Annotated in this window: 10 protein-coding genes and 1 riboswitch; of the genes, 4 read left to right on the top strand and 6 right to left on the bottom strand. The window is 46.6% G+C overall.

Annotation, left to right across the window (positions count from 1 at the left end; translation table 11 throughout):
* The 4 genes from L5M11_RS15630 to L5M11_RS15615 all read right to left on the bottom strand — a co-directional run.
* Window positions 1–183, bottom strand: a 183-nt coding sequence (locus tag L5M11_RS15630) for a transposase domain-containing protein (RefSeq protein ID WP_263140309.1), incomplete at its 3' end; no start/stop codon positions are given.
* A 120-nt stretch (window positions 184–303) separates the two neighbouring features.
* Window positions 304–1032 (bottom strand): HDOD domain-containing protein, encoded by a 729-nt coding sequence (locus L5M11_RS15625; protein WP_105250172.1) that lies wholly within the window; start codon window positions 1030–1032, stop codon window positions 304–306.
* A gap of 279 nt (window positions 1033–1311) precedes the next feature.
* Complete coding sequence (locus L5M11_RS15620) at window positions 1312–3273, bottom strand: TonB-dependent receptor (RefSeq protein ID WP_263181943.1); 1962 nt, start codon at window positions 3271–3273, stop codon at window positions 1312–1314.
* 108 nt (window positions 3274–3381) lie between these two features.
* Window positions 3382–3617: riboswitch (cobalamin riboswitch) on the bottom strand.
* A gap of 134 nt (window positions 3618–3751) precedes the next feature.
* Complete coding sequence (locus tag L5M11_RS15615; RefSeq protein WP_263181941.1) at window positions 3752–5194, bottom strand: hypothetical protein; 1443 nt, start codon at window positions 5192–5194, stop codon at window positions 3752–3754.
* Between the two features lie 234 nt (window positions 5195–5428).
* On the opposite strand from L5M11_RS15615, the gene rihA reads away from it, so the two are divergent.
* The 3 genes from rihA (at window position 5429) to azu (ending at window position 8087) form a co-directional block, all read left to right on the top strand.
* Entirely contained in the window at window positions 5429–6385 is a 957-nt protein-coding gene (gene rihA, locus L5M11_RS15610) for a pyrimidine-specific ribonucleoside hydrolase RihA (protein ID WP_263181939.1), read from the top strand.
* Between the two features lie 19 nt (window positions 6386–6404).
* Window positions 6405–7316 (top strand): ribokinase, encoded by a 912-nt coding sequence (rbsK, locus tag L5M11_RS15605; protein ID WP_263181938.1) that lies wholly within the window; start codon window positions 6405–6407, stop codon window positions 7314–7316.
* 294 nt (window positions 7317–7610) lie between these two features.
* A complete protein-coding gene (gene azu / locus L5M11_RS15600; RefSeq protein WP_028759449.1) occupies window positions 7611–8087 on the top strand; it encodes an azurin in 477 nt (158 codons plus the stop codon).
* A gap of 87 nt (window positions 8088–8174) precedes the next feature.
* On the opposite strand, the gene L5M11_RS15595 is transcribed toward azu, so the two are convergent.
* Both L5M11_RS15595 and L5M11_RS15590 read right to left on the bottom strand, forming a co-directional pair.
* A complete protein-coding gene (locus L5M11_RS15595; RefSeq protein ID WP_263181935.1) occupies window positions 8175–9359 on the bottom strand; it encodes a DUF3103 domain-containing protein in 1185 nt (394 codons plus the stop codon).
* Between the two features lie 380 nt (window positions 9360–9739).
* Complete coding sequence (locus L5M11_RS15590) at window positions 9740–10042, bottom strand: DUF3622 domain-containing protein (protein ID WP_105250177.1); 303 nt, start codon at window positions 10040–10042, stop codon at window positions 9740–9742.
* Between the two features lie 370 nt (window positions 10043–10412).
* Here L5M11_RS15590 and L5M11_RS15585 point away from each other — a divergent pair, with 370 nt between their 5' ends.
* A complete protein-coding gene (locus L5M11_RS15585; RefSeq protein ID WP_263181934.1) occupies window positions 10413–11690 on the top strand; it encodes a glycerophosphodiester phosphodiesterase family protein in 1278 nt (425 codons plus the stop codon).
* The last annotated feature ends 32 nt before the right edge of the window (window positions 11691–11722 follow it).

Below are 11722 nucleotides of genomic sequence, written 5' to 3'. Positions count from 1 at the left end.
GGCCCAAATCATCGCGTCCATCGGCAATTTACGCCGTCTTAACGTCGCAACGCCCTGAGAGTCTAGGCAAGATTGAATTAACTCAGGTTCTAACACATCTGCTAAGCAGGTGAATTCGGTTAGGCGGGTAATATGAGTACGGGCGAGTGCTTCTGAGAGTTGCATAAAAAAATCCGATGACATGAGGTCATCGGATTTTGATCTTTTCAGCGAGATCGTCAAGCGATCTGTCTTAACTGATCGGCATTATGCGAATGCAGGCTTTTTTATTGAGTCAAATGACTATTTCATAGCATCGACAAATTACAGCGGATTCATCAACAATCCACGCATAGACAAGACACGGCGCAGTATCAACCCTGATGAATTAGGATTACGGGTCTGACGCAAATTATGGGCGATCATAAATTCTTGACGCAGATCCTGATCGAGATCTAACGCCTCGAACGCTTCGATGGTTAAGGTCTGTTGTTGATTATCAATCAATGACTTAATCACACTTAAAGGAAATGACTGTTCGGCATTAGCATTTAAATAGGCAAATGCGGTCAGTGCGATAATTTGGCCGAACACACTGAACAGAGCTAAGGTTTGTACTTCGTCAGCATCAACCTCCACACCTTCCATATCCGCTAAGCTATCTACCGCATCCGTTGCAATATCTTCAGTCAGCTTCCAATAACCTTGGACCAACTTTTTATAGGGCTGTGGCAGTTCATCGAGGCGTTCTTTTAAATAGAACGTAAAGGCGTAGCGATAGATATTAACTTGACCTAAGCGGATCAAAGCTTCTTTCAACGAGCGAGTTTTGTGATTTTCCACTACAGCAGCCTGTGCGGAATTACTGCGCATAAGCATGTGCGCTGCCAATGCGGGATCGCTCGAGATAATGTCAATCACATTACGAATGTCGCCTTCAGCAAGGATCGCTTTTTTGAGTGGAATTAGAATCCCTCGGCGGCCAATCACTTGCTCTTCGTTCGCTATGATAGCTCTAACTTGAGTAAAAACCTGTTGCTCAAGATCAGTCATAAGACACTTTACACCTGTTTATTAACAATAAGATGATTCGGTTACAGCTCACATCATACCTAAAATACTAAGAATTTCAGCCATAAACAGCAGAGTAAAATATAAATTACTCCTATTTAGTGATGACTGCCCGCTAACACTATAGATAACGACAATTAAACCACTCTACTAAAACGATATTCAAGACTATACCTATTTTAAGATTTATTCTTTGAACTCAGCGTAAAAACTAAAAAGCCAGACTGAGTCTGGCTTTGTTATTAGATAGCTCATTAATATTTAGAAGCGGTAGCCCACAGTGAAACGAATATCACGGCCTCGACCTGAGTAATAACCATTATATGTTCCACCACCATAATAGCCTGCGCTAACATAATCTTTATCGAATACATTATCGATACGCAGACTGGCAAGCCAAGCATCACGATTATAATTCAAGGCTAAATTACCAAGCACGTAACTTGCTAGCTTATCACCTTGATTAGCGTTATCGCCTTCGATAAAACGATCCCCCGTGTAGATAGCTTCGGCAAATACTTGGAAATGCTCAGCAAAATCCATGCTGACATAACCGCGTCCCGTGTGTTTTGCCACCCAAGACAGCTCTTTGCCATCGTTAGCACCATCGGTAAATTCGGCGTCGGTATAGTTATATTCCAGCCCTAGCTGCAGCGCTTTAGTGATCTGCCAATCCCAATCGGCACCCGCGCCATAACGACGAGAAGCGTCAGCATTGACGTTTGCACCGTTGAAATTTCCACCAATGGGTTTAACTGCACTCGAGTCATAAACAATTTCATCCTCTAAATCGAGACGATATAGGCTGACTCGCAGAGTTTGACTAGCGACAGCCCAATCCCAACCCGCCTCATAGGAACGGCCTGTTTGCGGCTTTAAGCCAAATACGCCCGGCGATGTATAAGCTTGCTCATCCACTTTGGCAAAACGGAAGTTATCATCGGCGCGCACATAGAGTCTGTGCTCCGCAGTTGGGCGGTAATTTAAACCCAGTTCGAATGCGTGGGCATTTTCGTCTAAATCCATGCCATTAGGATAGACATTGCCATCGACTAACTCATCGGTCACTCGTGCATAACGACCACCCACAACGTAACTTAAAGTATGGCTTAAAGGCACTGTAGCTTGTAGATAGGCGCTTTGCATTTGCTGCACATTACTGCGCGCCATAGTGTCAAAATCAGCCTTGCCACGGCTGATGTCTAAACCTGTGACTAGGTTTAGCTCGCCTTGACGCGTGCTGTAATTCGCTAACGCTTTAGGGCTAAACATTAACAGTGAGCGTGTGTTATGGCTGTTCGCCCCCCAATTAAGAGAAGACACTAAGGTATCGCTGTAATCTAAATCCGCCGCCAGCGCCCAGTTTTGATTAAGCTGATGCTTGTAACCCGTTCGCGCCGCAGTGGTCATCTCGTGGGCATACTCTACCTTATTTGATGAAGCACGGGGATCGTCTTTAAATTGCTTTTCAGTAAGCGAGCCCGGATTTTCACGATCGTTATCGTAGTAGCTGGTTTCAACAAAGAACGAGTCTGTGGCTGTTTTATATTGAATGCGGCCAAGAATAGAGCCGGTTTCGTTGGCATTATGCTGGCGATAGTTGTCACCTTGGTTGTAACTACCGGTGAAAAAGTAACGCCAATCTTTGTTGATCGCGCCAGACACATCACCACGACCTTCATAGGTATCAAAGCTACCGCCAGATAACTGCACGCTGCCGCCAGTATTTTCAGGGGACTTAGTGACAATATTAATCACCCCGCCCACGGCTTGATCGCCATAAAGTACACCTGCACTACCCGATAAAATTTCAATACGATCCACTTGATTAAGCGGAATGGCATTAAGGCTAGGTGCGGCGATATCGATATTATTGAGACGACGACCATCAAGTAAAATCAGCGTGTTATTAACGGCAGTGCTGGCGCTAAAACCACGCATAGCAAAGCTAGTTCCAATATTGTTATCCGAAATTTGAATACCGCTTTGACCGCGTAAGACGTCGGTCAAATTAGTCGCGCCACTCATTTCAATAGCCGCGGCATCAATCACATTCACATTGGCGGCAATATTTAACGGGGTCTTATCAGAGCGGCCGATCACGACAAGATGCTCGTCGACTTTAGCTGTGCTGGTATCGTCAGCCGCCATAACGGGCGCGATAATTGAAAAACTGCAAAGGCTGCCGATCAGCAGCGCGATTTTTGTTGGATTTGTTCCCATTTTACCTTTAACTCCTGCAAGGAAAACGGGGCATTGACGCCACGATACCGTTAATTCAGTCGTAAATACTGACGGTGATTATCGCATTTTGAGATCTGCCCACCGAAATCTCAAAAACACCTTTAGGGCCGGTCTCCGGACTTAGGCTATGTTAATCCATTAAAAGTTAGATTAACGCGAGACTGACCTTTCACATTCTGACTTTCGGGTTCAGTCTTGAACACACCAATCAAACGCGGTCTTCTCTCACCTTTTACCGTTGCGGGGGCAGTGCCAGAATTTCACTGGCTTCCCGATTATCTCACGACACTATCATCGTAAGCACCACAGAAGGTTGACTCAAAATTAGGTTCAAAGGGCGTACAATCTGTTAACGCCCAACAAGGCTCAGAGCATATCAGACCTGAGCGCGCGCATTATAGACGTCTATACGGATGAAAGTCCATTAATCTCAAGTTAGCGAGAAAACTCACATGAGCTAGAAAACACCATCCCAGTTTTTTGCCGCAGGTTTTGGTCTGTCTTTGCTCAAAATCGCCTGACGCTGCTCAGGGGTTTCGCATTGGGCAACGGGAGTAAAATCCAGCGGTTTAATCACTAACGAGTCAGCAGGTTGCACTGGCGACTTGTCGAACATTGGCAAATTCATCGACCAAGAGACCAGCTCCCCCTTTTCGCTGATGCCAACATAACCGTCATTTGCGCCATCTAACCAAGTAAGGCGCGGAATACGTGCAATCAACTTCTCCACATTTTCACGGTTGGCGCGATAACCAACAGGCACCACTTTGCCATCGGGACGCGTAAACACAAAGGAGGCAGGCCCTTGGGTAATGATGCTGCCTTCCTGCCAATATTTATCAAGAATCTCTTGGGCATAGTGAAACCCAAACATATGAGCGTAATCAGTATCGTCGGCCACTATTTGCGGCACGGCCTTATCCCGCAGTAATAAAAAGCCTGAGCCAATGCTGATAATCTCTTTTACCCCTGTGATATTGGTTTTTTTAATCCAATCGACACCACAGTTAATCCCATCGCCCCAAAAATGCGCATCCCCCGTAGGACTTAAAATCGCAAAGGCACAATTGTTTGCCGTCATACTCGCCACATCCTTTAAGGCGCTGCGGATCGAGTAAGCATCACTGCGCCAACCCCAACTCACCACAGTGCCGTCCTTTTTCAAGGCGGCATAGGTGTGTTGAAAATATTCGATCTTCGCCACATCCGTAAGCTGCGGGAGTAACTTTTTCATATTGGTCGACTCTTCAACCTGCCCCCAAATCACAGCACTGCCCTCTTTTTTGAGGGCGACAAAACTGCGTCCTCTGGCGAAGATATCGACAACATCAACTAATTGATCCTGCACATGTAAGCTATTGCCGCCGTAGGGGCCATAACCCCAAGTGTGTACCTTGCCATTAGCATCAAGGGCCGCAATGGCCTCTTGATTAGCGAACAACTTGGTAATATTGGTCATGCGGTTTTGCAGGGCTTTGTCGAGGCTCAATTTCCCTACATTACCCCAGTAAACCACAGTGCCATCTTGACGTAGCGCGGCAAACCCGTCCTTAACTGGGACGATTTGCTTAACTTGCTTAAGCTGCCCCGTCACCTCGCGGCTATCACCACCAGCATAACTGTCGCCCCAAGTAATCACCTCACCAGATTGTGTTAACGCCGCAAAGGCCGAACTGTTGGTGACTACAGTCTCGACTGTGGGTAAATCACAGGGAATATGGCGATACTGTGGACTCGGATTTTCCTTAAGTTGGAGCAGTTTGCCGTTATCAAACTGTAGCAATGACTCGTTATTACTTTCCACAACGGCCATAGGTTGAGGATCGCTACAGCCAGAGATCTGCATGGCAACCATGCCCGCGAGTAAAGCCTTAGGCCAAGTGATTCGATGAGTGAGCATTACTTATTTCCTTGTATTTGCTTGGATATGTCATTCAATGTTGTGCAGCGGACAGAGCGAGAATGGATTTACCTAACATCGCCTAGTGTCAAAAATGGGCAGAATTCTAGCAGCTTGTTGATAAAAAGACGAAAATGCTCACAGTTTACTCTGCAAGTCCCCTCCACAGGCTAGCGCCTAACTGATGGCATGCTATTCTAAGCACCCATCAGCGCTGTTTAAAGGAGTAACAGTATGACTCGCCCTATTATTCTGGATTGCGATCCCGGCCATGACGACGCTATTGCGCTCATTTTAGCTCTCGCCCATCCAGAGCTGGTTCCACTGGCCGTCACCACCAGCGCCGGTAACCAAACGCCGGATAAAACGCTCAATAATGCCCTGCGGATCTTAACCTTATTAAATCGCAGTGATATTCCTGTCGCTGGCGGCGCCGTCAAGCCATTAGCTCGCGAATTAATCATTGCCGACAATGTTCATGGTGAAACCGGACTCGACGGCCCTGCATTGCCAGAGCCCAGCTTTGCGCCACAAACACTCAATGCCGTAGAACTGATGGCCAAGAAAATTCGCCAAAGCGATAAGCCAGTAACCTTAATTCCCACAGGGCCACTGACTAACATCGCCCTTTTACTGGCGAGTCATAGAGAGTTACACGATAAAATTGAGCGCATTGTGCTGATGGGCGGCGCAGCCGGTGTCGGCAATTGGACACCTGCCGCCGAGTTTAATATTTTTGTCGACCCAGAAGCCGCCGATATTGTCTTTAAATCCGGTATTCCCATCACTATGTGTGGGCTCGATGTGACTCATCAGGCGCAAATCATGGATGAAGACATAGAACGCATTCGCGCGATTCAAAATCCAATTGCTCAGTGCGTCGCCGAATTATTGGATTTCTTTATGATTTACCACAGAGATCCTAAATGGGGCTTTATTGGTGCGCCATTGCACGACCCCTGCACTATCGCTTGGTTGCTTAAACCTGAGCTATTTGAGGCGCAAGATTGCTGGGTAAGTATTGAAACCCAAAGTGAGTTGACCTTAGGCATGACAGTGGTCGATCGCTATCAGCTAACAGGTAAAGCCGCCAATGCGACTGTGCTGTTTGGGATCGATAGGCAAGGCTTTGTCGATTTACTGGTAGACAGTTTACGCGTCTATGATGCAACTTATCTCAATCGCAGATAAAAATGACAGTGAGTCTTCTATGAGCCAGATACTCGTTATCGGCAGTGCAAATGCCGACCATGTGATGAAATTTGAGTACCTGCCCGCTGCAGGGCAAACCTTAATGAGCCGAGATTACCGCCTCGAACAGGGCGGCAAAGGGGCCAATCAAGCCGTCGCCTGCGCACGCTTAGCCAAATCAGGTTCACGCACTGATTTTATCTGCCATCTCGGCCAAGACAGTATCGGCGATAATATGCGTCAAAGCTGGATGAATGATGGCATCAGTGCGGAAGGGATCCGCCAAATAGCCGGACTGAGCACAGGCACTGCCATGATTTTTATCGGTGATAACGGTGAGAATACGATTGGCGTTGCCGCAGGTGCCAACGCCAGCCTTTCACCCGATGACTTAGAAGCTCATTACGCCCTGTTTGCTAATGCGGAGTACTTGTTAACACAATTGGAAACGCCCGCTGCCACAGTGGCAAAGGCGCTGCAAATAGCCAAGAATCTTGGCGTGACGACTGTACTAAATCCTGCTCCAGCGACGGCACTTGGCCAAGATGTACTCAAGTGGGTAGATATTATTACCCCCAATGAAACCGAAGCAGAAGCCTTAACGGGAGTTGAGATCAACCATCTTGATGATGCACAAATGGCAGCGCAACTTCTCCACCAGCAGGGAGTAAAGATTGTGGTCATAACCTTAGGTAACCGTGGCGCATATATCAGCAGCCCAGGTTTTAATGGGCTAATACCTGCGTTTGAAGTGCAGGCCATAGACACAGTCGCCGCAGGGGATACCTTCAATGGCGCCTTAGTTGTGGGCTTAAGCGAGGGCATGTCGATTGCTGCAGCCGTGGGATTTGCCAATGCAGCCAGTGCCATTACTGTCACTCGCCCAGGTGCACAACGTGCGATTCCCTATCGACAGGAGCTTTCGTACTAAAAACGTAAGACGTTCTGAAGTAGACGCCCTGCGTTAGAACCTACAAATTATCATTTATAAATCAAACATATAAATAATAACTTCTGAGTACTTAGTTCACTCCAACTAAGTACTCACCTATGTTTACCGCTAACAATTTTGCCGCCAATAACAATGTAAGCTTTCAACCGAAAGTTGCATATACATAATTTACACGCTGATTTCATTCCCATTTAATGAAGATTGCTTATGCTGGCAGGTGCATGTCCGAGTCAAAACGGCTCGGCTACCCTTGTTCAAATAAGGAAGTACCAGATGAAAGCAAAAAGCACAGCTTTACGTAACGTGACCAGCACTAGCCTAATCGGCCTAGGATTATTATTCGCTAGCCAAGCGAGTGCCAACGAATGTGAACTGAAAATTGCCGCCACTGATGCAATGCAATTTGACACTAAAGAGCTGTCTGTACCTGCAAGCTGTAAAGAAGTGACCTTAACCTTAACCCACTCAGGCACCTTGCCAAAAGCAGCCATGGGCCATAACTGGGTATTAACTAAGGCAGCCGATATGTCAGCAGTAGCAACTGAAGGCATGAGCGCCGGTCCTGATGCAGCCTATGTCAAAGCCGGTGATACGCGCGTTATCGCACACACAGATTTAGTGGGCGGTGGCGAATCAACGTCGATCACCTTTAGCACTGCCGGTATGAGCGCCACCGAAGCCTACCAATTCTTCTGCAGCTTCCCAGGTCACTGGGCGATTATGCAAGGCAGTTTCAAGTTAAAAGCTTAAAGGAATGGCTTAGCCTCACCTTAAGTTAGTCAATAAAAAAGCGGATCTTAGGATCCGCTTTTACATTTCAGCCATTGCACTAATCCATCATGGTCTTGGTTGGATGACTAATGGCGCAAAGCTCGTCATCGCATTACCGTTAGCGCCGTTCAAGTTAGGATATTCAACCCCTTCCTGTAAGGTGTAATACACGTCGACAAAGTCATCGTCATTGGTGAACCAAGCATCCGGCATCACACTTAAAATACCATTGGTGATTTGCGGGATCAGCGCATAACCCTGAGCTTCAGGATCGGGGATCGACTTTAAGATCTGCTCCGCCGCTTCCAACAACTTAGTGGCCAACACTTTATAGTTAGTGCCATCGTCATGCTCCATTAGGATCATGTCCGCAGCCGCCCAACGATAACGCTCCCAATGTATGATGATTTGATTCGGATAATAGGTCGTATCCGCATAATCTAAATAGGGCATTTCGACGATATCGAGCACAGGCTCTTCACGGCTTGGATCAACCCCAGTCACTATGCCGTAAATTTCGGCACGACCAGAAATCCACGGCTCATGGTCATCCTTCAAGGATATCTGTTTGATCACTGTGGTTGAAATAGGCTTGTCTGCCACCACCTGTGTTTGCGCACGGCTCAGTAGTGCGCCCTCTTTTTTCGCTGACTGCGCCTCGGCAAATGTCGCCCGCATCACCTCTAAGCCAGCCACAAAGGCTTTTTTACTATCGATACCAACCACAAACACCGGCTGCTGCGGCAGGTTATACACGTCTAATTGATGCACTTGCCCATAAATATCAAAGGCTTCAATATAATCCCACTGACGCTCGTCACCATCGGGCTCATAGGCAAATAGAGGAGACTCACCTTGCTGCCATGGGGTTAACATGGTTTCATCCGCCAGACGCACTTGCACCAGAGAATCTGCTTTGGCACTTAAGCCCTTCACTCGGCGAATTGATGCATCGGCTTTGGTGATCACATGATCATTGAGCCTATGTTGGGACAGAATCTCATCGGCATTCACTGCTAACTGATACTGGTTTATTTCAGTCTGTAAGATAGGCGCAAGCTGCGCATATTGATGGCTTAAATCTAACGCCAATGCCCGCTTAGTATTGGTTAACTGCGCTTGTGCATCCAAAGTCGAATCCTTTAGCGACGCTTGTAGTAAGCGTAACGCCTCTCCATCTAAGGCTTGGCCATAACTCAGGGTTGCCGAAGCCGACAAACACAGCAATAAACTGGATTGAAGTAGTTTCATAGGAGTTCCCTTACCTTGATAAAGTTAAACGTGCGTTCGAATTCCTTACATATGAGCACAGAGCAGCATCTAAGTAAATCAAATGATAATAGTTATCGTTAATTATTAATGGTATAGAGTACGTAATCCCGGCTAAATACGATAAAAACAAGCTAATGACAGCATCAACAGATCAGTCCAGCCGAACAGTGTGTATGAAGATAAACGAGGAAATAGAATGAAATGAATTGATATGCACAGTTTCGCGAGCGACAAAAACACAAAAGGCAGATCTTAAGATCTGCCTTTTGCTGTTCATCGCCAGAGTGACGTTTCAGAACGCTTTGAACGCTCCCTTACGATCACACTGGCTTGATAAGACAAGGTTAAACGAATGAGTGTTACTCTTCGTCGAAATCATCTTCATCAAGATCTTCGGCATCAGTAGCCGCTTCAGCCGCTAATGCTGCGGCTAATTTTGCTTTAGCTTGTTTCTCTGAACGACGTTTATTGCGCTCAGTTAACGTACCTAAAAACACTTGTAATTCAGTTAAGCCCCAAGCTTGCGCTTCGGCTTCGGTCGCAAAGCCATCATGGCTCTTAGACACAACCGTTTTAGTTGATGTCATGCGACGAGTAATTTCAGTTTTCCAACCGTTGTCGCCCTGTGTCACGCGAAAATCGTATTTTTTGCCCTTGCTCATTCTGCTCTATTTCCTAAATGATGCTTGTCACGTTTGTCTTATCAAGCGAACCAAACGCTCATCATAAAACAAAAGGAGCGCAGTGTACTTGATTTCGGCCCAGAAAGATCGCCCAGATGAAAATATTCATGCCAGTTTCATCGACTCGCTCAGTGGAGTCAATGCTCACATCTAAAGCAACACTGTGCATATATCCCGACCGTCCTCTGTCTAAGGCAGTTTATCGCAAGCTAGCGTGCCTTAGATAATCGTCGTGCAAACGGTATATATTCTTGTTTATGTCATACAAATAGGCTTTTTCAGTCACATTAACACTTTAGAGTTTCTGATTAATATTAATAATTTACATCATTACTCATAGGTAAATCTGATGAAACTACGCCCTATTTCGTCGCTCTCACTCGGCCTGTTAATTGCCACGAGCGCTTTATTAGCCGGTTGCAATAATGACGATGATAACGCCGCTATCACGCCACCCACCAGCAAATCCGTTCCTGCTCAAGTGGGAGAAAGACCCTTATTCCTCGTTCGTCAAATGCAAGACAGCACACTTAAAACCCGCTTAGAACAATGCACCACTGACAGTTTTTATCGCAGCGAATTTTCTATCGGTCACCGTGGCGCGCCAATGAAATTCCCTGAGCATACAAAGGAATCCTACCAAGCGGCTATCGATTCGGGCGCAGGCATAGTCGAGTGTGATGTCACCTTCACCGCCGATAAAGCTTTAGTTTGCCGCCACTCACAGTGCGATCTTGCCAGCACGACCAACATTTTAGCCATACCCGAACTTGCCAATAAATGTTCGAGCCCATTCATTCCTGCCGATCCCGCCAATGGTATCAGCGCATCGGCAACCTGTTGCACTAGCGATATCACCCTCGCCGAATTTAAAACTCTCAAGGGTAAGATGGAAGGCAACAATCCGAAAGCGACCACTGCGGCCGAATTCATCAATGGTACCCCAAGCTGGCGCACCGATCTTTATGCTGACAATGGCACCTTGATGACCCACGCTGAAAGTATTGAAATGTTTAAAAAAGCTGGTGTAAAGATGACGCCTGAGCTAAAAGCCGCCAGCGTATCTATGCCCTTCGATGGTTTTACTCAGCAGGATTACGCGCAAAAAATGTTAGATGAATACACGGCGGCGGGCGTCGATGTTTCGCAGGTATTCCCCCAGTCATTTATTTTGGATGACATCAAATATTGGGTCGCCAACGCCCCTGAATTTGCGAAGCAAGCCGTGTTTCTCGATGACAGATACGATTATAACAGCGCCTTTGATCCGCAGAATTCTGCCACTTGGTCACCATCAATGGCGGATTTAAAGACCCAAGGCGTCGAAATTATTGCGCCGCCACTCTGGGTATTAGTCGCCTTAGATGCGGATAAGAAAATCATTCCTTCGGAATACGCTAAGGCCGCTAAAGGCGCTGGGCTTAAGATCATCACTTGGTCGCTGGAGCGATCTGGTTTATTAAAAAATGGCGGCGGCTTTTACTTTCAAAGCATTACCGAAGCGATAGATAATGAAGGCGATACCTTTGAATTACTTGATGTACTTGCGAAAGATGTCGGCGTGATTGGAGTGTTCTCCGACTGGCCCGCCACTGTGACTTACTATGCTAACTGTATGGATTTATAAGTCATCGATATAGAAAACAAAAAATGCGTTAA

It is taken from the genome of Shewanella sp. SM87 (assembly GCF_025653705.1).
In the GTDB taxonomy this organism is placed as follows: Bacteria; Pseudomonadota; Gammaproteobacteria; order Enterobacterales; family Shewanellaceae; genus Shewanella; species Shewanella oncorhynchi.
This window is presented reverse-complemented; position numbering and strand designations above follow the sequence as displayed.

Coding starts and splice junctions, on each gene's coding strand:
- L5M11_RS15615 (WP_263181941.1), bottom strand. CDS start 5,194: ATGCTCACTCATCGAATCACTTGGCCTAAGGCTTTACTCGCGGGCATG.
- L5M11_RS15585 (WP_263181934.1), top strand. CDS start 10,413: ATGAAACTACGCCCTATTTCGTCGCTCTCACTCGGCCTGTTAATTGCC.
- azu (WP_028759449.1), top strand. CDS start 7,611: ATGAAAGCAAAAAGCACAGCTTTACGTAACGTGACCAGCACTAGCCTA.
- rihA (WP_263181939.1), top strand. CDS start 5,429: ATGACTCGCCCTATTATTCTGGATTGCGATCCCGGCCATGACGACGCT.
- L5M11_RS15625 (WP_105250172.1), bottom strand. CDS start 1,032: ATGACTGATCTTGAGCAACAGGTTTTTACTCAAGTTAGAGCTATCATA.
- L5M11_RS15595 (WP_263181935.1), bottom strand. CDS start 9,359: ATGAAACTACTTCAATCCAGTTTATTGCTGTGTTTGTCGGCTTCGGCA.
- L5M11_RS15620 (WP_263181943.1), bottom strand. CDS start 3,273: ATGGGAACAAATCCAACAAAAATCGCGCTGCTGATCGGCAGCCTTTGC.
- rbsK (WP_263181938.1), top strand. CDS start 6,405: ATGAGCCAGATACTCGTTATCGGCAGTGCAAATGCCGACCATGTGATG.
- L5M11_RS15590 (WP_105250177.1), bottom strand. CDS start 10,042: ATGAGCAAGGGCAAAAAATACGATTTTCGCGTGACACAGGGCGACAAC.